The following is a 24,374-nucleotide window of genomic DNA, read 5'->3' on the forward strand; positions in this document are numbered from 1 at the left end:
CCCTACAGCAGGAAGCCGGAGGAGTCGACGGCGTCCGTGGAGTTGATCAGCCGGACGACCTTCTCCTGGATCAGCGGCCGGGGGCCGTCCAGCCGGATGCGGTGGGTGACGTCCGCGGCGAGAACGAACGTGTCCTCGCGCCGGTGACCGACCAGGATCTGCGCCGAGCTGAGTTCGACGGACTCCTCGTCGCATCGCTGGACCACGAATCGGGACAGCGTCCGCACGGTGCGTGCGGCGGCGGTCGCCGATATCGAGTAGCCGGACGTCAGGCGCTCGATGCGCATCCGGCGCATCCGGTCGTCGTCGTAGACCATGTTCAGCGCGGACGCGAAGTCCTCGGTGTCCGGGTCGATGGGGATGACGTAGAGGCCGCCGGGGGCCCAGAGCCGGTCCCATTCCTGGTACTGCTTGAGGTCCAGCAAGTGGGCCTCGTGCCAGACCAGTTCGAGGGCCGGAGCGATCCGGGCATCGGCCAGGTGCGGGGTTTCGGTCGTCTCAACGGACATCGGTCATCATCGCCTTCCACATCGCGTACCCCTCACGCATTCCGGTCTCGTCGGTGGCGTGCGAGACGCGCCCCTTCGACTCGTCCGCTTCGTCCTGCTCCCGCGCCAGTCCGCGGTTCACCATGATCGGCAGCCCGGGGCCGGCGGCCGCGCCGCGCTGTACCCGGTCCCATGCCTCGGAGTCGTCGGTGGTGCCGAACCCGAACGGCCCCTGGAAGTGCTCGTGCATGCGCAGGCGTTCACGGTTGACGATCTCCGGGCCGCCGTCCAGGCCCAGCGCGAGGTGGCGGATCTCCGTTTCGGTCGCGGAGACCGGGCGCAGCACACGGAAGAAGGACATCGACATCGCCACGTTCGGGAACAGGTTGAGGTTGAAGCCGGCGCCATGCATCGACCGTACGATGCGCCGTACCTGGGCCGGTTCGAAGTCCTTGGACAGCTCTTCGACGATGTGGCCGAACCGTTCCTGGAGCTGCTCGGTGCCGTCGTCCTCGTCGAGGTCGACGTGCTCGGGCACCATGATCATGACGCTGTGTCCGTTGCCCAGGGAGTGGGTGACCGCCTTCTCGTCGGTCATGAAGGACAGCATCTCGGCGGTCTCCGCGTCCACGGAGGACATCCAGGAGCGGTGCACGATCGGGAAGTGGTAGCCGTCGGTGGTGTTCTCCAGCTGGATTTTCCAGTTGCCCTTGAAGCGGAACTTGTGCTCGCCCTGCACCTTGATCGGGTAGCCGGCTCCCTGTTTCATGAACAGGTCCATCCAGTGGCGGGCCGGGCCGAGGAAGTCGGTCAGGGGTTCCACGTCGGGGTTGAAGCTGGCGAAGACCATTCCGGCGTACGTGTCCACCTTGAGGCGGTGCAGCGGGAGGTCCTTCTTCTCCAGGACATCCTCGTAGCCGTCCGGGTAGGGAATGCCGCGCAGCTTGCCGTCGAGGGCGTACGACCACGCGTGGTACGGGCAGGTGAAGCCGTTGGCGTTGCCGCGGGGGGCCTCGCACAGGCTCGCCCCGCGGTGGCGGCAGCGGTTGAGCAGGACGTTGATCCCGCCCCGGCGGTCGCGGGTGACGATCACGGGTTGTCGGCCGACCATCGCGGTCCGGAAGTCCCCGGCGTTCGGGATCTCGCTCTCGTGCGCCACCCATACCCAGGTGCGGTTGAAGATGCGGTCCATCTCCAGCTCGAAGAGTTCCGGGTCGGTGTAGAGGGAGATGTCCACGCGGTCGGGCTGGACCAGCCCTGCGATGTCGGTGGTTGCGGTGGGTGTGTTCATGGGGTCGCTTCCTGCGGGGGGTTGGTTTCGGCGGGGGCGTCCCAAGCGGCGCCGGCGGTCCAGTAGTCGCTGCCGTCGGCGCGGATGCCGTGCTGCCACTCGGTGGTCCGGATCAGGGTGGGTTCGACGGCCGCGCAGGCGGCGTCGGCGCCGTCCGGGCCTTCTTCGGCGGCTCCCCAGTGGACCCAGTTCAGTTCTTTGCCGTCGTGGTCGTGCAGGAACAGGTCCACGTGGAGCCAGCCGTAGCGGCGGATGTCCCGGTAGCAGGTCAGTTGCATGGTCCGGCCGGTCCGGGCAGGTGCTGTCACGGTTCCGGCACCCCCAGGTCCGCCGCGAAGACGCGCTCTGTGCGGAAGCGGGAGATGCTTATGCCGGATCCTTGCCTGCGGAAGGTCAACTCCAGCCTGGCGACCACGGCTTCGGCGGCGCCGGAGTCGTAGCGGGACAGCTGCTGCATCAGCCACCGCCCGCGGATCTCGTCGCCGTCGACGTGCGTCGTGCCGGGGTGGAGCAGATGGACGTTCGCCCGGAAGTGCCCGTGGGGAGGCAGGTGGGCCGAGAGCATCTTCTCGATCGCCGCCGATCCAGTGGTACGGCCGAACTTGGCTGCGTAGAGCGGTCCGACGCCCTCCCATACGGCGTCAGGAGTGAACAGCTCGGCCAGGGTGCCGGACGCGTGGGACGGCCGGGGGACGTCACAGAGTTCCAGGTAGCGGGTCAGCACCTCGTGCGCCAGATGGTCGGGAGACCGTGAAACGGTGCCGGTGTAGGACATGGGTGACCAGCCTCCTTTCGATGAATACCGTGAAGTGGGGGAGGGGTGAAGGTCAGATCGCTGGTACGTCGGCGGCCGGTTCGATCTCCCGCCGCGCTCCGCCTGCCTCGACGGACTTCGTGCGGGTCTCGGGAGCCAGCGCCACGGAGACGACCGTGATCACGCCCATACCTATGAGGAACAGGGAGACGGGCCAGGACGCGCCCGCCCAGGCGAACAGCGCGGTGGCGATGATCGGTGAGAAGCCGCCGGCCACCACGGAGGCGACCTCGTGTCCGAGGGCGACGCCGCTGTAGCGCACCCGGCTGTCGGTGAAGAGTTCGGTGATGAACGCCGGCTGGGTGCCGATCATCGCGCCGTGGCAGATGACGACCGCGACGAACACCGCGACGAAGATCAGTACGGGGTCGCGGGTGTTGAACAGCCAGAAGAACGGGAACGCCCAGGCGATCACCGCGATCGCCCCGCCCAGGTAGACCGGGCGGCGTCCGACACGGTCGGAGAGCGCTCCCCACAGTGGCATCGCGAACGACTCGAAGAGCATGCCCACGACGACCGCGATCAACGCCAGATCACCGTCCACGCCGATCTTCGCGGCGTAGGAGAGGCTGAAGGTGAGGAAGAGATAGGTCGCGCCGTTCTCGGCGATGCGTGCACCGAAGGTGATCAGCACCGCCTTGGGCTGTGTGCGCAGAACCTCGATCACCGGCAGCTTGCTCTTCTCCGCCGCCGGGGACGGAGCCGACGCGGCCTGTTCGTACGCCGGAGTCTCCATCACCCGCAGTCGGATCAGCAGTCCTACGGCGGTGAGCAGAATGCCGGCCAGGAACGGGATCCGCCATCCCCAGGCATGGAAGGCCTCCTCACTGGTCGTCGCCTGGACCAGCCAGAACGCCGCGGCGGAGAGTACGAAACCGAGCCCCACACCGGTCTGGCTCCAGGCGGAGTAGTAGCCCCGGCGGTGCTCGGGCGCCTGTTCACTGACGATCAGGACACCGCCGCCCCACTCGCCGCCGGCGGCGATGCCCTGCACGATCCGCAGCGTCAGCAGCAGCACCGGCGCCCACACCCCGATGGCGCCGTAAGTGGGCAGGACACCGATCAGGAAGGTCGCCACACCCATGATCATCAGGGTGGTCACCAGGACCGACTTGCGGCCCACCCGATCGCCGAAGTGCCCGAAGACGACACCGCCGAGCGGTCGTGCCAGAAACCCGGCCGCGTTGGTGCCGAATGCGGCGATCGTGCCGATCAGCGGGTCGACGTCGGGGAAGAACAGAGTGTTGAAGACGAGCGCGGCCGCTGTGCCGTAAAGGAAGAAGTCGTACCACTCCAGCGCGCTGCCGACCAGACTCGCGGTCGCGGCGCGACGCACAGCGCTCGGCGTGCGGTTGGTTCCTGCCACGTTTGCCTCCCTTGCGCTTTTCAGATGGACGGCCGTGACTCGGCCGTGCACAGGAATGCCGTTCAGATGTTCACGGATTGTTCGCGACGGCGCTGCCGGGCGAAATGCCATTGGCCCGGTCACCGGACCGAAAAGTTCGCGAAGCTCAGTCGTTTACCGGCTCGAAATCCCGCGTCAACGCGCGGCCGGCCGCCGTGACCACGGGAGCCAGCCGCGGCACGTCCAGCCGGTCGATCGGGCCGGTGACGGTCAGCGCGGCGACTGCGATGCCCGCGGAGAACACAGGGGCGCCGACCGCCCCGTAGCCCGCGACGAGCTCTTGGCGGTCGACTGCGTATCCCTGCTGACGCACCTGCTCCAGCTCGGCCGCCAACTGGGCCGGGTCCGTGGTCGTCCAGTGGGTGCGGCGGCGCAACGGAGCGGCCAGAACCCGCCCGCGGAGCGCGGGGTCACCGAAGGCCAGCAGGGCCTTGCCCGAAGCGCCGCAGTGGAACGGCACCCTGCCCTCGACCTGCGTGACGGCCACGCCGCCACCACGCTGGCTGAAGTACTTCTCCAGGAAGAGGACGTCCTGGTCCCCGGGGAACGCCAGCACCACGGTCTCCCGGGTGGTGAGCGCCAGGTCCTCCAGATAGCGGGCCGCGATCAGGCGCAGACCTCTGGTCCGGGGCACCCGTTGGCCCAGCTCGAAGAGCAGCGAGCCCAGTTCGTAACGGCGGCCGTGCCGGTTCAGCAGGCCGACGTCCACCATCTCAGTGGCCACGCGATGGACCGTGGTCTTCGCGAGCCCGGTGCGCCGCGCCAGCTCCGACAGGCCGAGCACCGGCGTACCGGTGTCGAATACGCCCAGGATCAGCCGCGCTTTGCGCAGCAGGGAGTCGCCGTTCGGCTCGGACTTCATCGCGGTCACCCTCTCGCAGCGCGCACGGCTACGCCGTGCCCCATCGGGCGCGCAGTTCGGCCGTGTACGCGCCGAACTCCTTGACCATGGAAACCCGCTCCGGTTGCAGCAGCCACTGCTGCTGCAACCCGTCCACCACCGCGATCGTGTTGTGCACCAGCACGGCGACCGGGGCGTCGGCGTGGATCTCGTCGCGTACCTGACCGATGCGGACGGCGTCGGTCAGCCACGCCGCCATCCCGGTATAGCGGTTCTTGAGCCAATCGTGGGCGGGGTGGCTCTGCTCCATCGCCTCCGCCGAGAGCCGGACGTAGAGGCCCACGAGGTGCGGCCGTGTCGAGTTGCGCGCGACCAGCGCCTCCAGGGCCTCGAACGCGTCCCAGCCCAGTGGCGCCTCCCCGTTCTCTCCGGTGAGGAATGCGCCGTCCTCGGTATCCCGCTCCTCCAGCACGGCCGACAGCAGCACAGCCTTGCTCGGGAAGTGGTGCAGCAGCCCGGACTGCGACAGCCCGGTCCGCTCCGCCACCTTCGCCACCGACGTGCCCTTGAACCCGGTGGTGGCGAACAGCTCCAGCGCGGCCCGTACGGCTTTCACGCGCGAAGCCTGGCCTGCCTGCTCATGCCGGGACAGAGTCCGTGGTGTGCGGTAGCGCGAGGGGAAGGACATACCTGCTCCTGATCTTCAGTTGGCTGCGGGCAGTGTCGCGCGGATGTCGCCGAGGCCGCGAGCGATGAGTACCTCGCCGGTGCGTGGAAGTTGTTGCCAGGCGCCGTCCTGCCACCTTCGCAGCAGCCTCGCGTCCACGGGCACGTCGACCGACGCGGTTCGGCCGGGTTCGAGGTCGATACCGGTCCATCCGACAAGCCGGACAGGCTCGGCCTCCGGCCGCCAGTACACCTGCACGACCTCGCGGCCGGCACGCCCTCCGGTGTTGGTGACCTCGACACGCACCGAGCGGATCATGTCGTCGGCTACGGCCAACTCGGCCTCTCCGTAGGCCCATTCCGTGTAGCCGAGCCCGTGTCCGAACCAGAAGAGCGGCTCAGCCCGCGCGCTGTGCCACCCGCGGTGTCCGACGGCGATCCCTTCGCCGTACGACACCTTTCCCCGCACGGGCACCGGCGACCAGACCGGGCCGTCCCCGTCCCGGGCCGGGAAGGTGGTGACCAGTCGGCCGGCGGGTTCGATCTCGCCGGTCAGGGCCGCCGCCACCGCGGCCCCCGCCTCCTGACCGGGCAACCCGGCCCACAGCACGGCGTCGACCCGGTCCAGCCAGGGCATCAGCACCGGTGTGGCCGCGTTGACCACGACCACGGTCCGCTTCGCCGCGGCGGCGACCGCGGCGACCAGGGCATCCTGCTCGCCGGGCAGAGCCAGGGTGAGCTTGTCGACCTCCTCGGTCTCCTGCTCCGGCGTGAGTCCGACGACGACCACCGCGACATCGGCCTCGCGGGCAGCGCGGACGGCCGCGCCGATCGCCACCGCCGGGGGCTTCGGGGCCCTGCGGGCGGCCAGGCCGATGACCCGTTCCTCCGGTTCGGCGGTCGCGACCGCGGTGATCCGCGCGCCCGGTTCCAGGCGGAGGGTGACGGTGCGGTACGGCAGCCGCAGCACCTCGCCCGCGTCGTCCACCCGCTCCAGACGGACCCGCTCGAAGTGCCCGGGCGCGCTGAACGTCCACTCTCCCCGGCCCCGCACACCTACCTGCATGCGTGCCGGCTCCGCCAGGGCGACCTCGGCGGTCAGCTCGATGGTCACCGCCGACCGCACCCACGGGCTCTCCCGGGTGAAGAGTTCGGTCCAGCCGACGTGCCGGGACTCGATCACCTCGCCGACGGCGTCGCGGGTGACGACCCGAATGCCGAGCTCTCCCGTCTCCGGATCCCGCAGGGAGCCCTCGACGGCGGTCAGCGGATCCCTGCGGACCTCGACCCCGTCAACGACGGTCACCCGGTCCGCGCCGAGCGCCTGCGTGATGCCGTCCGCGATGCCGACCACGTGCGGCGGCCGGACCTCCGCCGAACCGGCGCCCTGGGTGACGGTCTCCAACGCGTGCCGGCCGATCACGGCGATCTTCCCCTCGGCTGCCAACGGGAGGGTCGAGGCGCGGTTGACCAGTACGGTCATGCCTCCCGCGGCCAGCCGCCGCAGCACCTCGCGCCGCTCCGCGCTGTCGGGTGCCGGGCCCTCGGACGGCCACTGCCGCTGCGTACCGAACGCGCCGACCCGGTCAGCCAGGCGCAGCAGTCGGCGCACCTGCTCGTCGACGGTGGACTCGGCCACCTCGCCCCGGCGGACGGCGGCGACGAGCCGGTCGCCCCACGGCCCCGCAGGGCCCGGCATGATCAGGTCCAGCCCGGCGTCAGCGCTCTCCACCGTGGACGTGGCGGCGTACCAGTCGGACATGACCAGCCCGTCGTACCCCCACTCCCCCTTCAGGACACCCGCGATCAGTTCCATGTGCTCGGTGGCGGGCGTGCCGTTGACCCTGTTGTACGCGGCCATGACCGCCCACGGGTTGGCGTCGGCCACCGCCATCTCGAACGGCAGGAGGTACACCTCGCGCAGAGTCCGCTCGTCCAGCAGGGAGTTGACGGTCTTCCGGTCGGTCTCTGCCTCGTTGGCCACGAAGTGCTTCAGCGTCGCGGCGACGCCGTGTTCCTGCAGAGCGTTGATGTACGCCGTCGCCAGGGCGCCGGTGAGCAGTGGATCTTCGCTGAACTCCTCGAACAGACGCCCGTTCAGTGCGGTGCGGTGCAGGTTGACCGTGGGGCCGAGCACCACGTGGACGCGCTGTGCAGCCGCCTCTTCGGCGAGCAGTGCGCCGGCCTGCGCCGCGACCGTGGTGTCCCAGTGCTGGGCCAGCAAGGTCGCGTTGGGGAGTTGGCAGGCGATGCGCCCGCCGGTGAAGAGGGCGCCTCGCACACCGGTCGGACCGTCGGAGAGCACGACTTCGGCGAGGCCCGCCGACGGCTCCGGGTGGAGGGTGAAGTTGGTGGCGCCGGTCAGCAGGCGGACCTTGGCTTCCAGGCCCAGGGTGGCGATCGCCTTGTCCGTACGGACTTCCAGGTCCGTCATGGTCTAACGCACCTTCCTGATCGGGATGATCATGACTGCGCCGACCACCGCGACGGCCGCGGCGGTGCCCAGCAGCAGGTCGTAGTTGTGTCCGCCGCCGATCCCGACAAGCACCGCACCGACCGCCGGAGCGAGGCTCTGCGGCACGACCTGGGCCATGTTGAGCACGCCCAGATTCTTCGCCGAGTCGTTGATCCCGGGCATGACATCCATGACCAGCGCCAGATCGACCCCGATGTAGACGCCGAAGCCGAGCCCGAGCACCACCTCTGCCACGTAGAAGCCGGTGACGCTGTCGGCCTGCACGAGCAGCGCCATGCCGAGTCCGAAGATCAGGGCCGAGGCGATGACGAACGGTTTACGGCGGCCCACCTTGTCCGAGAGCCATCCGGCCACCTGCCCGGCCAGCGCGAGCGTGATCGTGTACACGGTGACCGCGGTGGCCAGCACCGCGACCGCACGCTCGACCGACAGACCCAGTTCGTACTGCATGTAGAGCAGCCGGTACGTCATGAACAGGTACAGCGACAAGGTGATCAGGAACCGTGAACCCCAGGCCCAGGCGAAGTCGGGGTACTTGCGGGGAGAGAGCCAGAACGTCTTCAGGACCGCGCGCAGCCCCTCTCCCGGAGGGCGCTCCGTGAGCGGCTTGTCCGGCAACAGCAACAGGAACGGCACCAGGAACAGCACCCCGATCAGGGCGGGCACCACGAACATCAGCAGCAGGCTCCCGATGAGCCATTGGGCGACATAGGCCGCACCGAGCTTGCTGCCCTGCTGCATGAGGCCGATCAGGCCGGTGACCTTGCCGCGCTGAGTCGTCGGTATCTGGTCGGCGACCGACGCCAGCAGAGCCGCCTGCGCGGCATTGGCGAAGGCTTGCGCCGCGAACCAGGCGATCGCGATTCCGACGACATTGGGCACGAGGGCGAGGACGAGCTCGCTCAGGGCGAGTCCGACGACGCCCAGGAGAAGCCAGGGACGGCGGCGGCCGAAGCGTCCGGTCGTGCGGTCGCTGATCCGCCCGAAGACGGGGTTGGCGACCAGCGCGGCGATGGCACCGATGCTGCTGACCATGCCGAACACGGCGACCACGTTGTCCTCGCCGACGACCGACTGGACCTTGATCGTGAGGCTGGCCGTGACGGGCGTGATCAACGCGATGGAGAGGCCGAGCTGAGCCAGCGCCATCGTTCCGACGACCTTGGCCGGCGCCTTCTCGGTCGGCGGGGAGACGACGTCCTCTACGACGGGCACTGCTTCGCCTGTCGTGGTCATGGATCCTCCTTCAGGCCCACGGGGGATGCGTGGGCGGAGTGACGGGATATGAGAACACGCGACAGACCGAGTGCTTGGTCTGTATATCGGAGCGTGATGTTCCTGTATCTGCTGCGTTGCGAGAGGGGACTGTGCCGTGGGCTTGCGGCAGAGGACGCCTACGCGGCCCGCCGAGATGCCCGGCATCGACCGGAGTGTGGCCATCGCATGAAGGGAAACCAACCGCATTGGTCCGCTGGCCGGGCCGAATTCTTGGACGCGATGACTCTTTTACCGGCCCGAAACCCTGGGGCGGTGACAGGGAATGTTCTCGGCCGGTGCTGTGACCGCACCAGGCTTCCACGGCTGCCATTCGGTCGGCGACGACACCCTGTGGGGTGTCGACCGGCGCAGGAAAGGCGCCACCAGCACACAGGCCGCGCTGAAGCCGATCCGCGGGCCCCGTTGTCGTAGGTGGTGAGTACGGATGCGCCGGTACCGTGGTCCAGACGGGAGATCGGTCCGTCCTGGAAACGCATGTGACGCCGTCGGCAGTTGGTGCGCGGGGGCGCTCAAGCCGGAGTCGAGTTCGTACCGGCCGTATGGAGATGAGAGTTCAGCACCCTTGACAGCGCCTCTGGATCCTCCACCGCGAGATGGCCTGCGGCGACTGTCCTGAGTGTGGCTCCGGGTATCCCCTCGGCCAGCTCCCGCGCATGATGCAGTGGCGTGGCCGTGTCGTGCGAGCCGCCCACGACGAGCGTGGGGGCGGTGATCCCGGCCAGCGAGGCTCGCAGATCGCACGTGGCGAGGGCGTCACAGCAGGCCGCATATCCGTGCGACTCTGCGGCGGCGAGGCTTCGCAACAGGTCCTTGCCGAATGAGGTGTCCGCTGTTCCGGCGTGGGCGAACCAGCGGTCCGGCATGGCCTTGATCAGCGCGGCAGTGCCCTCCCGTCGTACAAGGGCAGCACGTTCCTGCCAGGGTTCGGGCGGCCCGAAGTGGGCGGAGGAACAGACCAGGGCCAGCGAGGCCACTCGCTGCGGGTGCCGACTCGCGAGGCAGGCCCCAAGCACTCCGCCCAAGGAGATGCCGATGTAGTGGAAACGCTCCGCACCATGGTGGTCGACCAGATCGAGCACGTGGGAGGCAAGGTCCGCGACAGTCGTGCGGCCGGCACCCGAGCCGTCCTGAGGGCCCGCGAGCGGGGCTGATGGTGTGCCGCCATGCCCGGGGAGGTCGTATCTCAGGACCCGGAAGTGCTGGGCGAAGTTGGCCACGTACGGGTCCCAAACGGTCATCGACGTGCCCAGAGACGGCCCCAGGACCAGCAGCGGAGCGTCGGCCCGACCGTCGAGGCTGTGATGCGGCAACATGGCGGTGGTCAACTGCGGCTCCTACGGTGTGCTCTGCTTAGCGTTTGAGGACCAGGGCGAGGCCCTGGCCCACGCCGATGCATAGGGTGGCGACGCCAACTCCCTTGCCCTTGCGGGCGAGTTGGTGAGCGACGGTCCCGGCGAGGCGGGCTCCGGAGGCGCCGAGCGGATGGCCGAGGGCGATGGCGCCGCCCTGGGGGTTGAGGATCGTGGGGTCGAACTCGGGCCACTCGGCGACGCATCCGAGAACCTGGGCGGCGAACGCCTCGTTCAGCTCCAGGATTGACAGGTCGTCAAATCCCTTGCCTGCCTTGGTGAGTGCGCGGTTGACGGCTTGGACAGGGGCGAGTCCGAAGTACTGCGGGTCGACTGCGGAGACGCCGGTGGCTGACACGCGGGCGAGCGGTTGGTGGCCGGTGGCCTTCAGGCCTTCGTCGTCGACCAGGAGGAGGACGGCCGCACCGTCGTTCAACGGGGACGCGTTGCCCGCGGTCACCGTCCCGTTCTCCTTGCGGAAGGACGGCTTCAGCCTGGCCATCGCCGCCAGGGACGCGTCCGGTCGTACGCATTCGTCGGTACCGAAGACGACCGGGTCGCCCTTGCGCTGCGGGACCGGGACGGCGGCGATCTCGCCGTCGAAGAGGCCCGCGGCCTGCGCGTCGGCCGCCTTCCTGTGGCTGTCGAGCGCGAACTCGTCCTGCTGCTCGCGGCTGATCCTGTGCTTGTCGGCGATGAGTTCGGCGCTCTCGCCGAGCGGGATGGTCCACTGCGGGTCCATGGCCGGGTTGACCATGCGCCAGCCGAGCGTGGTCGAGTACAACCCGGCATCCCCGGCCGGGAAAGGGCGCTCCGACTTGGGCAGCACGTACGGCGCCCGGGTCATCGACTCCACACCGCCCGCCACCGCGATGGAGGCGTCCCCGACCGCGATGGCGCGAGCCGCCTGGATGACGGCTTCGAGGCCCGACGCGCACAGTCGGTTGACCGTCACGCCCGGCACGGAGGTGGGCAGGCCGGCGAGGAGGGCGGCCATGCGGGCGACGTTGCGGTTCTCCTCGCCGGCGCCGTTGGCGTTGCCGAAGTACACGTCGTCGATGCGCGACGGGTCCAAGTCCGGGGTGCGGGCGAGGAGTTCGCGCAGGGCGTGTGCGGCGAGGTCGTCGGGACGGACAGTGGCCAGCGAGCCGTTGTACCGGCCGACGGGGGTGCGGACGGCGTCGACGATGTAGACGTCCTTGAGTCCGTTGCTCACGACTGGATCTCCTCGGGGATACGGACCTTGGCGGCGGTCTTCGCTACGATCTCGGTGACCTCGACGCCCGGCGCGGTCTCCACCAGCACCAGACCCTCATCGGTGACGTCCAGCACGCCAAGGTCGGTGATGACCCGGTTCACACACGCCTTGCCGGTCAGTGGCAGCGCGCACTCCTCAAGGATCTTCGGGCTGCCGTCCTTGGCGGTGTGGGTCATGACGACGACGACAGTACGGGCGCCGTGGACGAGGTCCATCGCCCCGCCGATCCCGGTGATGAGTTTGCCAGGGATGGCCCAGTTCGCCAGGTCACCGGCGGCCGACACCTGCATGGCACCGAGGACGGCGACGTCTATGTGCCCGCCCCGGATCATCGCGAACGACAGTGCGGAGTCGAAGAAGGACGCACCCGGCAGAACGGTGACGGTCTCCTTGCCGGCGTTGATCAGATCCGGGTCGACCTGGTCCTTGGTGGGATACGGGCCGGTGCCCAGGATGCCGTTCTCGGATTCGAGGATCACCTCGACGCCGGGCGGGAGGTGGTTCGGGATCAGGGTCGGCAGTCCGATGCCGAGATTGACGTACTGCCCGTCGGTAAGATCGCGGGCCGCGCGGGCCGCCATCTCCTCGCGTGTCCAGGCCATCAGCTGCTCACCGTCCGCTGCTCGATCTGCTTCTCGGCGGCCTGTTCGGGGGTGAGGGCCACCACCCGCTGCACGAAGATCCCGGGCAGGTGTACCGCGTCCGGATCGATCGCGCCGGGCTCGACCAGTTCCTCCACCTCGGCGATCGTCACCCTGCCCGCCATCGCGGCGAGGGGGTTGAAGTTCCGGGCGGACTTGTTGAAGACGACGTTCCCGTACCGGTCGCCCCTGGCGGCGCGGACCAGGGCGAAGTCGGTGCGGATGCCGCGCTCCAGGACGTACTCGGTGCCGTCGAACTCCCGCACCTCCTTCGATGGCGAGGCGAGAGTGACGCCGCCGGAGCCGTCGTAGCGCCAGGGCAGTCCGCCCTCGGCGACCTGCGTGCCGACCCCTGCCGGGGTGTAGAAGGCGGGAATTCCCGCACCGCCCGCCCGGAGCCGCTCCGCGAGGGTGCCCTGGGGAATCATCTCGACCTCCAGCTCCCCGGCGAGGTACTGGCGGGCGAACTCCTTGTTCGCGCCGATGTAGGAACCGGTCACTCGGGCGATCCGCCCGGCCGACAGCAGGACCGCCAGGCCGGACTCCATCGCCCCGCAGTTGTTGGACACCACGCCCAGATCGCCGACCCCACGCTCGTACAGGGCCTGGATCAGCACATTCGGTACACCGCTCAGCCCGAAGCCGCCGACCGCGAGCGTCGCTCCGTCCGGCACATCGGCCACCGCCTCCAGGGCTGTGGCGACCACCTTGTCCGTCATGCCGCGACCTCGCCGGCGGCCAGGTCGGACGGGTGCTGGGCGAGCGGTGTCACGTCGACCTTCATGTAGGGGAACAGGGGGAGGTTCCACAGGACGTGGTGCAGCGCCTCGTTGTCGGCCACGTTGAAGACGCTGATGTTGGCGTACTGCCCGACGCACCGCCAGATGTGCACCCACTCGCCCGACTTCTGCAGTTCCTGGCAGTACGCCTTCTCACGTGCCACCAGGTCCGTGCGTACCCCGGGGTCGAGGTCGCGCGGAATCTCGACGTCCATCCGTACCGCGAAGAGCATCGTGCATCACGCCTTGTCGAGGACGAAGTCGTAGGTGACCTCGTTGCCGTCGCCCTTGCCGTCCGCGACCGGGATGGGGGCCAGGATCAGTTCGGGCTTCACGGCCTGGGCGATGTCGTCCTCGACGTGGTTGCCGCCCCGGAAGTACAGCTGGGTGGTGATGAGTTGGTGGCCCGGCGCCGACACCTTCAGGTGGAGGTGCGCGGGGCGCCAGGCGTGCCAGCCTGCGGCGGTGATGAGCCGGCCGCAGGAGCCGTCGGTCGGTATCTGGTACGGCGCCGGCTCGATGGTGTTGATCCAGAAGTGGCCGGTCTCGTCGGCGACCACGTGACCGCGCAGGTTCCACTCGGGCAGGCCCGGCGCGAACTGTGAGTAGTAGCCGTCGTTGTCGGCATGCCAGATCTCCACCGTTGCGCCGGACAGCGGCGTGCCGTCCACGCTCGTCACGTGTCCCTGGAAGAGCAGCGGCGTGCCCTTCTCGCCGTCCCGCATCGGCAGGGTCGCCTCGGCGGGCAGGCGCGGGGAGCCGGGGACGTAGTACGGGCCCTCGATCGTGCCCTTGCTGCCCTCGCGGTTCTCGTTCGCGACTTCCTCCACGACGTGCTCGATCCACACGTCCAGGAAGAGCGGCCACTCACTGTCCTGGCCGACCTGGATCAGCCAGGCCTTGAGCGCGTCGTACTCGGCGTAGGTGACCTGGTGGCGGCGGACGATGTCGTGGACGGCGGTGATGAGTTCGGTTGCGAGGGTGTCCACGCGTTCGGTGCCGGCAGAGGTGTGGCCGGACTGATGCCTGCTGCGGAACCGTTCGGTGGCGGCGGCGCCGGAGGCTGCGGCGGTGGCCTGCTCGGTGGTGATGTCAGTCACTGTCTTCCCATCCCTAGAAAGGCTCTTGATGGTGCGTCAACCGGTTGCGTGTCAGCGGTCCTGGCGGTAGCGGGCCAGCTTTTCGGGGTCGATGTCGATGCCGAGTCCGGCGCCCTCGCGGATGTGCAGGGTGCCGGACTCGATGGTCAGCGGCTCGGTGAGGAGGTCGTCGGTCATGTCGAGGAAGTTGGACAGTTCGCCGGGCTGCCGGGAGGTCGTGCGGTGCGCGGCGCCGAAGGCAACCGTGCACAACGTGCCGATCTGGCTGTCGATCTGATTGCCCATCACCACCTCGACCCCCAGGCCCTCGCACTGGTGCAGCACGCGCTGGGAAGCGGTGAATCCGGTGCGCGCGGTCTTGATGCTGATGGCGGTGGCAGAGCCGCCGAGAAGTTCGCGGGTCACCTCGGAGGCGCGGGTGGCACTCTCGTCCGCGATGAAGGGGATGGGGCTCTGGGCAACCAGCCAGCGCCTGCCCAACACGTCGTCGGCGGGACAGAGTTCCTCCGCAAAGGTCAGGCCGAGGTCGGCCATTTCACGCAGGGCCCGGGCCGAATCGGAGGCGCTCCAGCCCCGGTTGCCGTCGATGTAGAGGTCGACGTCCGGGCCGAGGGCCTCGCGCAGTGACCGGCAGGCCTTGACGTCATCGCGGTACGGGTGCCGCCCGACCTTTACCTTGAAGGTTGTGATGCCGTACGTGTCCCGGATCCGTTCCGCCTCAGCGACCATCTCGTCGGCGGGCGCGAAACCGACCATGTGGCTCACCCGCATGCGGTCGGTGTAGCCCCCGAGCAGTCCGGAGACCGGCATGCCGGCGGCCTGGCCGAGGATGTCCCACAGCGCCATGTCGACAGCCGCTTTGGCGGTCGGATTGCCGACGGTCCGGTCGAGCCGCTCGTGGACCGCCTCCCGCTCCAGGGCCGTCAGCCCCAGGATCTGGGGCGCGAAGAGCTTGTCGATCACCGCGATGATCGACTCCTGGGTCTCGCCGTAGGTGTAGGGGCGGGGCGGCGCCTCGGCGGTCCCCGTCAGACCCTCGTCCGTGTGCACCCGTACCAGGACGTGATCGGCAGTGTGCACCTCGCCGCTCGCGAACTTCAGAGGCTTCCGGTATGGAATGGCGAAGGGTATGGCCTCCACCTGGACGATTTTCATTCCGCTCCCTCGCGGGCCTCTAGGAATACATTGTTCTGCTCCAGCACCTTCAGGAGATTCCGCAGCAGCGGCGATTCGTCGTCCGCGCGCCAGGCGAGGTCCAGCCGTACGGTCAGCGCGTCCTCTATCTCCATGCAGACCACGCCCTCACGGGGTGCCGAGCGGATCGAGTCGGGCATCACGGTGATGCCGAGCCCGGCGGCAACCAGTGCCAGGGCGGCCGAGGTCTCGGTGACCTCGTACGCGCAGTGCGGGTAGAAACCGGAGGCGAGGCAGCTGCGGACGACGGCGTCGTTGAGCACGGAGCCGAGGGTGGCGCCGTACATGATGAAGTCCTCGTGCTTCAACTGCTCGACGCGGACGGTGGCCGCGTTGGCGAGCGGGTGCTGGTCGGGTACGGCGACGACCAGGGGCTCGGTGGCGATGGGGCGGTGGGCTATGCCCTCCTGGCGCACCGGCGGACGGAGAACACCGACGTCGAGGCGGCGCTCGAGTAGTCCGCTCTCCTGTGCGGGCGTGAGCATCTCGGTGTGCACCTCCAGCATCACTTGGGGCATCTCGCGCTTCACCAGACGTGCGAGTGTGGGTAGTTGGCGATACGAGGCGGCTCCGGTCAGGCCGATCCGCAGCACCCCTTCGGCTCCGGCGGCGAAGCGTCCGACTCTCGCGACCGCCTCGTCGACGGCTTTGAGGATGCGTTCCGCATCGGTACGGAACACCTCACCGGCACCGGTCAGAGCAACGTGCCGGGTGGTGCGGGTGAACAGCTCGACGCCCAGTTCCGTCTCCAGACGTCGGATCGCCTGGGAGAGCGGGGGCTGGGCCATGTGCAGCCGCTTCGCGGCCTTTCCGAAGTGCCGCGTCTCGGCGACGGCCACGAAATACCGAAGGTGCCTGAGCTCCATCGGAAACTCCCTCGAATGAACATCAGCGTAAGGAACGAATCCCATACTCCACAAATACTTTAATGCAGCTCATTAAGACGCTGTGCATATTAGTCACTCCAAGATAGGGCAAGAGAGCCGAGACGATTTGCCGACGCCTCGGGGAGGGCAACCCTGCGGCGCGTCACCGCGCCGGCCGCGATCCGGCACGCCCTCGCGACCGGGGGCCGGCCGTTGCCTTGACGTCGGCGTCAAGGATTACCGTCGTGGACATGCGCATCGGCGAGCTTGCGGAGCGGGCCGGGACGAGTACCCGCGCGCTGCGTTACTACGAGTCCCGCGGGCTGCTGCCCGCCCGGCGTGCGGGGAACGGCTACCGCACCTACGACGAGGACGATCTGCGGCTGATCCAGCAGATCCGGACCCTTCAGGACTTCGGGTTCGATCTGGAGGAGACGCGGCCGTTCGTCGAGTGTCTGCGGGCCGGGCATCCGGCCGGGGACTCGTGCCCCGGCTCGCTCGACGTGTACCGGGCCAAGCTCGCGGAGCTGGACGGGCTGATCGGCCGGCTCGGGGCGGTACGCGCCCAGGTCGGCGAGCAGCTGGCGCGGGCCGAGGCCGCCGTACCGGTGCCGTTGTGCGAGCTGACCACGCACGAACAGCCCGAACTCCGAGAGGGAGAAGACAGATGATCCAGGCAGAGGGCGTCGCCGAAGTGACCGACGCGACCTTCGACGACGAGGTGCTGAAGGCCGGGCTTCCCGTGCTGGTGGAGTTCACCGCGGACTGGTGCCCGCCGTGCCGCCAGCTCGCGCCGGTGCTCAGTGCCGTGGCCGCGGAGGAGGCGGCGCGGCTCAAGGTCGTCCAGCTGGACGTGGACACGAACCCGGAGACGATGAACCGGTACGGCGTCCTCGCGATGCCCACCCTGCTGGTGTTCCGCGCCGGCGAGCCGATCAGGTCGATGGTCGGCGCCCGGCCCAAGCGGCGGCTGCTCCAGGAGCTAGAGGACGTTCTCTAGGCCGTCTCCGGCCCAGCGGCTCCGACGCACAAAAATACCCCGGCACCGAATTGACGGCCGGGGTATTGCTCTGCGTATATTTGGTGTTTCGACTTTCGCGACTTCCAGGCTTTACTCGAAAGTCGTAATCAATTCACTGAGCAGAGCTTATCGGACAGGGGCTGAATTGTCAACCGAGGAATTGCGGAGCGAGCAGCAATTCGTCTCGCTCCTGCATGAGCGCCTCGACGCGCTCAGGGACCAGGCCGAGGCCGCGGTGCGGATGTCGATCGGGCAGGTCAGCACCGGTCGGCAGGCCATGGTGGAGCGGGACGTCCGGGTCGCCGAGTACTCCGGCACCGCCACCACGCTCAATGCCGTGGAGACCGGGCTCTGTTTCGGCCGTATCGACCTCGTCGACGGTCTCACGTACCACATCGGTCGTATCGGAATCCGTCAGGACGACGCGGAACGCACCCCGCTGCTCATCGACTGGCGCGCTCCGGTCGCCCGGCCTTTCTATCTCGCCACCGGCTATTCCACGATGGGTCTGCGCCGCCGCCGGCACATCACCACCGTGGGCCGGCGGGTCACCGCGCTCCATGACGAGATCATGGATCTCACCGACACCACCCGCACCGGTTACGAGGACCCCGACGGCGACGCCGTGCTCCTCGCCGCGCTCGACTCGGCCCGCACCGGTCGGATGACCGACATCGTGCGGACCATCCAGGCCGAGCAGGACCGCATCATCCGCGCACCGCACCGCGGCGTGCTCGTCGTGGAGGGCGGGCCCGGTACCGGGAAGACCGCCGTGGCGCTGCACCGGGCCGCGTATCTGCTGTACGCGCACCGTGAGCAACTGGCCCGCCGTGCCGTGCTGATCGTCGGGCCCAACCCGGCCTTCCTCGGGTACATCGGCGAAGTGCTGCCCTCCCTCGGCGAGACCGGCGTGCTGCTGGCCACGACCGGTGAACTCTTCCCCGGCGTACGTGCGACCGCGACCGACACCCCGGCCGCAGCGGGCGTCAAGGGGCGCGCCGAGATGGCGGGCGCGCTGGCCGCCGCGCTGCGCGACCGGCAGCGGGTGCCCGATCCGCACATCGAGATCGAGCACGACGACGGAACGCTCCATCTGGACCGGGCGATGGCGGAGGACGCACGCGCCCGCGCCCGTGACGCCGGCCTCCCGCACAATCTCGCCCGCCCGCACTTCGCCTTCTCCGTCATCGACTCCCTGACCGAGCAGCTCACCGACCGGCTCGGCGCCGACCCGTACGGCGGTCCGAACCTCCTCGACGCGACCGACATCGCGCAACTCGGCAAGGCCATCGCCACCAGCCCGGCGGTGCAGGCCGCGATCGACGAGCTGTGGCCCACCCTCACCCCGCAGGACCTCGTCGCCGACTATCTGGCCGATCCCAGCCATCTCCCCGACGGCGACGGTGAGTTGATCCGCCGTCAGGTCAGCGGCGCCGACCACTGGACCGCCGCCGACGTCCCCCTCCTCGACGAGGCCGCGGAGCTGCTGGGCGAGGACGACGCCGCCGCACGCGCCGTCGCCGAGGCCGAGCGGAACGAGCGGATCGCCTACGCGCAGGGGGTGCTGGAGCTGAGCCACGGCTCCCGTACCTACGAGTTCGAGGACAGGGAGGAGGAGGAGTCGGAGGTCCTGCTCGCCCACGACCTCATCGACGCCGAACGCCTCGCCGACCGCCAGGAGGAGACCGACACCCGCAGCGCCGCCGAGCGCGCCGCAGCCGACCGCACCTGGGCCTTCGGCCATATCGTGGTGGACGAGGCGCAGGAACTGTCCGCGATGGCCTGGCGGTTGCTGATGCGCCGCTGCCCCGCCCGCTCCATGACCCTGGTCGGCGACCCGGCGCAGACCGGTGACGTGGCAGGCTGCGACTCCTGGCAGGAGATCCTGCGGCCGTACGTGGGTGAGCGCTTCGAGCATGTACGGCTCGGCGTCAACTACCGTACGCCCGCCGAGATCATGGCCTTCGCCGCCGAGGTCGGACGACTTCAGGACCCGGACTTCGAACCGCCGCGTTCGGTCCGCTCGACGGGAGTCGGCCCGTGGGTACGGGAGGTGAAGCCGGACGACCTCGTCCCGACGGCCGCCGCGTGCGCCGTCGAGCACGCGGCCTCGCACGCGGCGGAACACGGCGCCGACGGACGGCTCGCGGTGATCGCCCCCGGCGCGCTGCTGCCCGCGCTCGCCGCCGAACTCACCGACGCCTCCTGGGGAGTGACCCCCGACCTCACCCGGCCGGTCGTCCTGCTCGACCCCCGGCAGGCGAAGGGCCTGGAGTTCGACACGGTGATCGTGGTCGATCCGGAGGCCGTACTGGAGGGCTCGCCGCGCGGCACCAACGATCTGTACGTGGCGCTGACCCGTGCGACGCAGCGACTCGGCATCGTCAGGAATGTCACTGTCCCGCCCCGGCTCGCTTACGAGAGCGCCACCGCCGGGCCGACCGGGTCGTGAACCCCGCCTCCGAACGGGCATGGTCGTCATGTCCACAACGGGGGAGACATGCGGCGAACGAGAAATCGCGGCAAGCGCGGACGAGGGGTCCCCGCCATGGTGGCGGGGACCCTTGCCGTGGCGGCGACGGTCGTGGCGCTCGTGCTGTCCGTGCAGAACGGGGCGGACTGCGACCCGTCCCCGGGGACCCGGCTCGGCGCACGCTGCTGAGCCGGGTCCGGGATCAACCGCTCAGACCGGCCGCAGCCACAGCGTCGCCAGCGGCGGCAGCGTCAGCTGGATGCTCACCGGGCGGCCGTGCGCCGGGACCGCCTCCGGCTTGAGGGTGTCCAGGTTGAACACGTCCCCGCCGCCGTAACGCCCCGCGTCGGTGTTGACGGCCTCCGTCCAGCCCGAGATCCCCTCCGGCACGCCGATGCGGTACTGATGCCGTACCACCGGCGAGAAGTTGGAGACGGCGAGCAGCGGCGCGCCCTGCGCGTCGAAGCGCAGGAAAGCGAACACGTTGTCCTCCCCGGCGTCCCCCTCCACCCAGGAGAACCCCTCGGGAACCGTGTCGCGCTGCCACAGCGCCGGAGTCCGGCCGTAAACCACGTTCAGTTCACGCACGAGGTCCCGCACGCCGCGGTGGTCGGCCTCCGCCTCGTACGACGGGTCCAGCAGCCACCAGTCCGGGCCGTGGCTTTCCGACCACTCCGCGCCCTGGGCGAACTCCTGCCCCATGAAGAGGAGTTGCTTGCCCGGATGCGCCCACATGTAGCCGAGATACGCCCGGTGGTTGGCCCGCTGCTGCCACCAGTCGCCGGGCATCTTGGAGACCAACGACCGCTTGCCGTGGACGACTTCGTCGTGCGAGATCGGCAGGACGTAGTTCTCGCTGTACGCGTACACCATCGAGAACGTCATCTCGCCGTGGTGGTACTTGCGGTGCACCGGCTCCTTGGAGACATAGTCCAGGGAGTCGTGCATCCAGCCCATGTTCCACTTCAGCCCGAAGCCGAGACCGCCGAAGCCGCCGGGCCCGACATGGTGCGTGGCGCGGGTGACGCCGTCCCAGGCCGTGGACTCCTCGGCGATCGTGACGACGCCGGGGCAGCGGCGGTAGACGGTCGCGTTCATCTCCTGGAGGAAGGCGACGGCGTCCAGATTCTCCCGGCCGCCGCGCTCGTTCGGCGCCCACTCACCGGCCTCGCGCGAGTAGTCGAGATAGAGCATCGACGCGACCGCGTCCACCCGCAGGCCGTCGATGTGGAACTCCTCGCACCAGTACACGGCGTTGGCGACGAGGAAGTTGCGCACCTCGGTGCGGCCGAAGTCGAACTCCAGCGTGCCCCAGTCGGGATGCTCGGCGCGCGACGGGTCGGAGTGTTCGTACAGCGGCCTGCCGTCGAACTGCGCCAGTGCCCACTCGTCCTTCGGGAAGTGCGCGGGCACCCAGTCCACGATGACGCCGATGCCCGCGCGGTGCAGCGAGTCCACCAGGAAGCGGAAGTCGTCGGGCGTGCCCATCCGGGACGTCGGCGCGTAGAAACCGGTGACCTGATAGCCCCAGGAGCCGCCGAAGGGATGCTCCGCGACCGGCATCAGCTCGACATGGGTGAAGCCGAGGTCCTTGACGTACGCCGGTAGCTGCACGGCGAGTTGACGGTATGTCAGGCCCGGTCGCCAGGAGCCGAGATGGATCTCGTACACGGAGAACGGCGCCTCGTGCACCGGCACGCCGCCCCGGCGCGCCATCCACTCCTCGTCGTGCCACACATGGTGCGACTCGGTGACGATCGACGCGGTCGAGGGCGGCACCTCGGTGCGGCGGGCCATCGGGTCGGCGCGCAGCGTGTGCGACCCGTCGGGCCGGGTGATGTCGAACTTGTAGAGCGCGCCCTCGCCGACACCGGGCACGAACAGCTCCCACACACCGGTCGAGCCGAGCGAGCGCATCGGATAGACCGTGCCGTCCCAGTAGTTGAAGTCACCGCAGACCCGCACCCCCTGCGCGTTCGGCGCCCAGAGGGTGAAGCGGGTGCCGGTGACGCCCTCGTGGACCATCGGACGGGCACCGAGCGCCTGCCACAGCTCCTCGTGCCTGCCCTCGCCGATCAGATGCAGATCGAGATCGCCGAGCGTGGGCAGGAAGCGGTACGGATCCTGCACCTCCAACTCGTCGACGTCGCCCGCGACCGCCCCGCTCTCTTCGGCGGTGGCCCCGTAACGCACCAGCAGCGAGTACTCGGGAATCGTGCGCCACGGCAGTACGCCGGAGAAGAACCCGTCCCCGTCGTCGTGCAGTTGGGCCCGCAGCCCCTTGGCGAGGACGGTCACGGCCTTCGCGTACGGCCGCAGCGCGCGGACGACGACTCCGCCCTTGCCGGGGTGGGCACCGAGCACGCCGTGCGGGTCGTGGTGCGAGCCGCCGAGCAGCCGGTGCCGGTCGGACTCGGCGAGCGGCGGCGCGGCCCGTACGACATGGCCGCCGGATCCCGCGCGGGACTTCGCCGCGGGCTCGGCCCGCTTGCGGCGCGCACCGGCGGGCCTGGCCTCACCGGCGGGGGCCGGCACGCCGTTGGCGGGGAGCTGGGGTTGGGGCTCTGATGGATTCTCGGACGGCGGGCGGGCGCTCACGGGGGCTGCCTCCTCGGCGGGATGACGGTGTCAGGGTGTCGGGTGTCAGGGGCGGCGGCCGGCCAGTCGCCGGATCGCCGCCATCGGGACGGGCAGCCAGTCGGGACGGTTCCTGGCCTCGTACAGCACCTCGTACACCGCCTTGTCCGTCTCGTACGCCCGTAGCAGCGCGGCGTCTTCGTGCGGGTCGATGCCCGTCGCCTGCGCGTAACCGTCGCAGTACGCCGCCCGGCAGCGCTCCGCCCAGTCGGGGCTCCATGGCTCGTGGGAGCGCGCGGCGTAGTCGAACGAGCGGAGCATGCCCGCGACATCTCGCACCGCGGGCTGCGGGCGGCGGCGTTCGGTGAGGGGTCTGGCCGGTTCGCCCTCGAAGTCGATCAGGGACCACTCGCCGTCCGGTGTCCGCAGCGTCTGGCCGAGATGCAGATCACCGTGCACCCGCTGCGCCCGCGTGACGAGCCCGTTCCCGCCCCCCTCGCCGCTCCCGGAGCTGGCGAGCGCGTCGAATGCGGTGCGCAGCCCGGCGACGTACGGCAGCAGCGACGGCACCGCCTGCGCGGTGGCGTCCAGCCGCCCCGACATCGCCTCGGCCAGATGCGCCGTCTGCCGCGGCCCGAGGGACACGGTCGGCAGCGCGGCGGCGAGCGCGAGGTGCACCTCGGCGGTGGCCCGCCCCAGCGCGCGCGCCTCGTCGGTGAAGGCGCCGCCGTCGGCCAGCGTGCGCAGGGCGAGCTGCCAGCCGTCCTCGGAACCCTGGAGATACGGCTGGAGCACCCCGAGCGTCAGCGGCTCCTCGCCGGTCCCGTCGCCCACGGCCTCGAACCAGGCGACCGGCGACGGCACCCGTCGGCAGCCCTGGCGCGCGAGGGCGAGCGGCAGTTCCAGATCGGGGTTGGCGCCGGGGAAGACCCGGCGCAGGATCTTGAGGATGTACTCCTCGCCGTACACGACCGAGGAGTTCGACTGCTCGGCGCCGAGCAGCCGCGGCATCAGCCCCGGCGGAATCTCCACGGCCCGGTCGAAGCGCAGCGGCCCGAGCGCGCCGGGCGAGCGCAGCCGCTCCAGCAACAGGTCGGCGAGGTGCGGGTCGTGCAGCGCCTCGTAGACGACCCGGCCGGTCAGCGGCCCCTTGCCGACGACGCCGACGCGCGCGGAGGCGAGGTGGGGAGGCAGTGCGGACCGTACGCCCAGCAGCAGTTGGTAGCAGTCGTCGGTGGGCGGGACGGGGACGGGCGGCGCGTCCAGGTCGGGCGTGGAGCGCTGTTCGACGCGCACCAGCAGATGGAGCAGACCGGGTACGGGGCCCGAGACGGGGGGCGGCATCAGCTCGGTGGCGGCGACCGCGGAGAAGCCGGTGATGGGGCGGCCCTTGCCGGCGAACCACCGCTGTCGCGGCAGCCACGTGTGCAGCAACGGCGCGAGAGAGTCGACCAACTCCTCGGCGACGGCGGGCGAGAGTGCGGCACCGGAGCCGGGTGAGCTCCGGGTGGATGCAGCCTTCGACATGGCATCGCGTCCTTTCCCCGGGCACACCACAGGATGCGCAGAGTGTCCCGGATTGCGGCAACGGAGTCCGGCTGTGCGGGACGTGTCGGGTGAGGATGGTCCGTACGGACCGAAAGTCCGCCCGGCGTGGGAAGCCCGTTCGTACGGACCACTCGATGTCGGGGATGCTGCCCCGTGCGGGGCGGCGGTAACCGACCGCCCCGCACTTGGGCGTGTGTGGGAAGTAGCGTCGTCCGCCCGAAGGGCGGGGCCGACGCCCGCCGCGGAGCGGCTGATGACACGGTGGTGCGTGCGATCGCACGGCGGAGGATCAGCGTGCCAGGCGTCGTG

At 69.6% G+C, this 24,374-nt stretch carries 22 protein-coding genes; 3 read left to right on the plus strand and 19 right to left on the minus strand.

Annotated features, from left to right (window positions below):
* Window positions 1-2: 2 nt before the first annotated feature.
* From ACIBLA_RS29365 to ACIBLA_RS29445, 17 genes are all read right to left on the minus strand, one after another.
* Complete coding sequence (locus ACIBLA_RS29365; protein ID WP_363243336.1) at window positions 3-509, minus strand: aromatic-ring-hydroxylating dioxygenase subunit beta; 507 nt, start codon at window positions 507-509, stop codon at window positions 3-5.
* Window positions 499-1,779, minus strand: a complete 1,281-nt coding sequence (locus ACIBLA_RS29370) for a Rieske 2Fe-2S domain-containing protein (protein ID WP_399200371.1) — start codon at window positions 1,777-1,779, stop codon at window positions 499-501. Before ACIBLA_RS29370 ends, ACIBLA_RS29365 begins: the two co-directional genes overlap by 11 nt.
* A complete protein-coding gene (locus ACIBLA_RS29375) occupies window positions 1,776-2,087 on the minus strand; it encodes a hypothetical protein (protein WP_363243334.1) in 312 nt (103 codons plus the stop codon). The genes ACIBLA_RS29370 and ACIBLA_RS29375 overlap by 4 nt, the downstream gene beginning before the upstream one ends.
* Window positions 2,084-2,554, minus strand: coding sequence for a nuclear transport factor 2 family protein (locus ACIBLA_RS29380; RefSeq protein ID WP_363243333.1), 471 nt, complete (start codon window positions 2,552-2,554; stop codon window positions 2,084-2,086). Before ACIBLA_RS29380 ends, ACIBLA_RS29375 begins: the two co-directional genes overlap by 4 nt.
* 52 nt (window positions 2,555-2,606) lie before the next feature.
* Window positions 2,607-3,959, minus strand: coding sequence for an MFS transporter (locus ACIBLA_RS29385; protein ID WP_399200372.1), 1,353 nt, complete (start codon window positions 3,957-3,959; stop codon window positions 2,607-2,609).
* Window positions 3,960-4,104: 145 nt separating this feature from the next.
* Window positions 4,105-4,860, minus strand: a complete 756-nt coding sequence (locus ACIBLA_RS29390; protein WP_363243331.1) for an IclR family transcriptional regulator — start codon at window positions 4,858-4,860, stop codon at window positions 4,105-4,107.
* Between the two features lie 28 nt (window positions 4,861-4,888).
* Window positions 4,889-5,527, minus strand: coding sequence for a TetR family transcriptional regulator (locus ACIBLA_RS29395; RefSeq protein ID WP_363243330.1), 639 nt, complete (start codon window positions 5,525-5,527; stop codon window positions 4,889-4,891).
* A 15-nt stretch (window positions 5,528-5,542) separates the two neighbouring features.
* On the minus strand, window positions 5,543-7,939 hold the full coding sequence (locus ACIBLA_RS29400; RefSeq protein ID WP_399200373.1) for a glycoside hydrolase family 3 C-terminal domain-containing protein: 2,397 nt from the start codon (window positions 7,937-7,939) through the stop codon (window positions 5,543-5,545).
* Between the two features lie 3 nt (window positions 7,940-7,942).
* Window positions 7,943-9,217, minus strand: a complete 1,275-nt coding sequence (locus ACIBLA_RS29405) for an MFS transporter (protein WP_363243328.1) — start codon at window positions 9,215-9,217, stop codon at window positions 7,943-7,945.
* Window positions 9,218-9,768: 551 nt separating this feature from the next.
* Entirely contained in the window at window positions 9,769-10,584 is an 816-nt protein-coding gene (locus ACIBLA_RS29410; protein WP_399200374.1) for an alpha/beta fold hydrolase, read from the minus strand.
* 25 nt (window positions 10,585-10,609) lie between these two features.
* Entirely contained in the window at window positions 10,610-11,824 is a 1,215-nt protein-coding gene (locus ACIBLA_RS29415) for a thiolase family protein (protein ID WP_363243326.1), read from the minus strand.
* Window positions 11,821-12,468 carry a CoA transferase subunit B gene (locus ACIBLA_RS29420; RefSeq protein WP_399200375.1) on the minus strand — a complete coding sequence of 216 codons (648 nt, stop codon included), beginning with the start codon at window positions 12,466-12,468 and terminating at the stop codon, window positions 11,821-11,823. The genes ACIBLA_RS29415 and ACIBLA_RS29420 overlap by 4 nt, the downstream gene beginning before the upstream one ends.
* A complete protein-coding gene (locus ACIBLA_RS29425; RefSeq protein WP_363243324.1) occupies window positions 12,468-13,226 on the minus strand; it encodes a CoA transferase subunit A in 759 nt (252 codons plus the stop codon). Before ACIBLA_RS29425 ends, ACIBLA_RS29420 begins: the two co-directional genes overlap by 1 nt.
* A complete protein-coding gene (gene catC / locus ACIBLA_RS29430; protein ID WP_363243323.1) occupies window positions 13,223-13,519 on the minus strand; it encodes a muconolactone Delta-isomerase in 297 nt (98 codons plus the stop codon). Before catC ends, ACIBLA_RS29425 begins: the two co-directional genes overlap by 4 nt.
* Before the next feature lie 6 nt (window positions 13,520-13,525).
* Window positions 13,526-14,386 (minus strand): catechol 1,2-dioxygenase, encoded by an 861-nt coding sequence (gene catA, locus ACIBLA_RS29435; protein WP_399200376.1) that lies wholly within the window; start codon window positions 14,384-14,386, stop codon window positions 13,526-13,528.
* 51 nt (window positions 14,387-14,437) lie between these two features.
* Window positions 14,438-15,541 (minus strand): mandelate racemase/muconate lactonizing enzyme family protein, encoded by a 1,104-nt coding sequence (locus ACIBLA_RS29440; RefSeq protein ID WP_399200377.1) that lies wholly within the window; start codon window positions 15,539-15,541, stop codon window positions 14,438-14,440.
* Window positions 15,538-16,446, minus strand: a complete 909-nt coding sequence (locus ACIBLA_RS29445) for a LysR substrate-binding domain-containing protein (RefSeq protein WP_363243320.1) — start codon at window positions 16,444-16,446, stop codon at window positions 15,538-15,540. Before ACIBLA_RS29445 ends, ACIBLA_RS29440 begins: the two co-directional genes overlap by 4 nt.
* Window positions 16,447-16,697: 251 nt before the next feature.
* On the opposite strand from ACIBLA_RS29445, the gene ACIBLA_RS29450 reads away from it, so the two are divergent.
* The 3 genes from ACIBLA_RS29450 to ACIBLA_RS29460 all read left to right on the plus strand — a co-directional run bounded on the left by ACIBLA_RS29450 (window position 16,698) and on the right by ACIBLA_RS29460 (window position 19,919).
* On the plus strand, window positions 16,698-17,117 hold the full coding sequence (locus ACIBLA_RS29450; protein WP_363243356.1) for a MerR family transcriptional regulator: 420 nt from the start codon (window positions 16,698-16,700) through the stop codon (window positions 17,115-17,117).
* A complete protein-coding gene (locus tag ACIBLA_RS29455) occupies window positions 17,114-17,446 on the plus strand; it encodes a thioredoxin domain-containing protein (protein WP_363243319.1) in 333 nt (110 codons plus the stop codon). Before ACIBLA_RS29450 ends, ACIBLA_RS29455 begins: the two co-directional genes overlap by 4 nt.
* A gap of 166 nt (window positions 17,447-17,612) precedes the next feature.
* Window positions 17,613-19,919 carry a HelD family protein gene (locus tag ACIBLA_RS29460; RefSeq protein WP_399200378.1) on the plus strand — a complete coding sequence of 769 codons (2,307 nt, stop codon included), beginning with the start codon at window positions 17,613-17,615 and terminating at the stop codon, window positions 19,917-19,919.
* A 231-nt stretch (window positions 19,920-20,150) separates the two neighbouring features.
* Here ACIBLA_RS29460 and glgB read toward each other — a convergent pair whose 3' ends face one another.
* Entirely contained in the window at window positions 20,151-22,538 is a 2,388-nt protein-coding gene (gene glgB, locus ACIBLA_RS29465; RefSeq protein WP_399200379.1) for a 1,4-alpha-glucan branching enzyme, read from the minus strand.
* Between the two features lie 45 nt (window positions 22,539-22,583).
* The gene (locus ACIBLA_RS29470) at window positions 22,584-24,044 is read right to left on the minus strand and encodes a maltokinase (protein WP_399200381.1); all 1,461 of its coding nucleotides are present in this window, start codon (window positions 24,042-24,044) and stop codon (window positions 22,584-22,586) included.
* Window positions 24,045-24,374: the final 330 nt, after the last annotated feature.

The organism is Streptomyces sp. NPDC050433, from assembly GCF_044458565.1.
Lineage (GTDB): Bacteria > Actinomycetota > Actinomycetes > Streptomycetales > Streptomycetaceae > Streptomyces.

Excerpts from the sequence above, each read along its gene's own strand:
- catC (WP_363243323.1), bottom strand. The coding sequence starts at position 13,519 with ATGCTCTTCGCGGTACGGATGGACGTCGAGATTCCGCGCGACCTCGAC.
- ACIBLA_RS29455 (WP_363243319.1), top strand. The coding sequence starts at position 17,114 with ATGATCCAGGCAGAGGGCGTCGCCGAAGTGACCGACGCGACCTTCGAC.
- ACIBLA_RS29395 (WP_363243330.1), bottom strand. The coding sequence starts at position 5,527 with ATGTCCTTCCCCTCGCGCTACCGCACACCACGGACTCTGTCCCGGCAT.
- ACIBLA_RS29365 (WP_363243336.1), bottom strand. The coding sequence starts at position 509 with ATGTCCGTTGAGACGACCGAAACCCCGCACCTGGCCGATGCCCGGATC.
- ACIBLA_RS29470 (WP_399200381.1), bottom strand. The coding sequence starts at position 24,044 with ATGTCGAAGGCTGCATCCACCCGGAGCTCACCCGGCTCCGGTGCCGCA.
- ACIBLA_RS29445 (WP_363243320.1), bottom strand. The coding sequence starts at position 16,446 with ATGGAGCTCAGGCACCTTCGGTATTTCGTGGCCGTCGCCGAGACGCGG.
- ACIBLA_RS29420 (WP_399200375.1), bottom strand. The coding sequence starts at position 12,468 with ATGGCCTGGACACGCGAGGAGATGGCGGCCCGCGCGGCCCGCGATCTT.
- ACIBLA_RS29450 (WP_363243356.1), top strand. The coding sequence starts at position 16,698 with ATGCGCATCGGCGAGCTTGCGGAGCGGGCCGGGACGAGTACCCGCGCG.
- ACIBLA_RS29440 (WP_399200377.1), bottom strand. The coding sequence starts at position 15,541 with ATGAAAATCGTCCAGGTGGAGGCCATACCCTTCGCCATTCCATACCGG.
- ACIBLA_RS29425 (WP_363243324.1), bottom strand. The coding sequence starts at position 13,226 with ATGACGGACAAGGTGGTCGCCACAGCCCTGGAGGCGGTGGCCGATGTG.
- ACIBLA_RS29380 (WP_363243333.1), bottom strand. The coding sequence starts at position 2,554 with ATGTCCTACACCGGCACCGTTTCACGGTCTCCCGACCATCTGGCGCAC.
- ACIBLA_RS29390 (WP_363243331.1), bottom strand. The coding sequence starts at position 4,860 with ATGAAGTCCGAGCCGAACGGCGACTCCCTGCTGCGCAAAGCGCGGCTG.
- ACIBLA_RS29400 (WP_399200373.1), bottom strand. The coding sequence starts at position 7,939 with ATGACGGACCTGGAAGTCCGTACGGACAAGGCGATCGCCACCCTGGGC.
- ACIBLA_RS29405 (WP_363243328.1), bottom strand. The coding sequence starts at position 9,217 with ATGACCACGACAGGCGAAGCAGTGCCCGTCGTAGAGGACGTCGTCTCC.
- ACIBLA_RS29370 (WP_399200371.1), bottom strand. The coding sequence starts at position 1,779 with ATGAACACACCCACCGCAACCACCGACATCGCAGGGCTGGTCCAGCCC.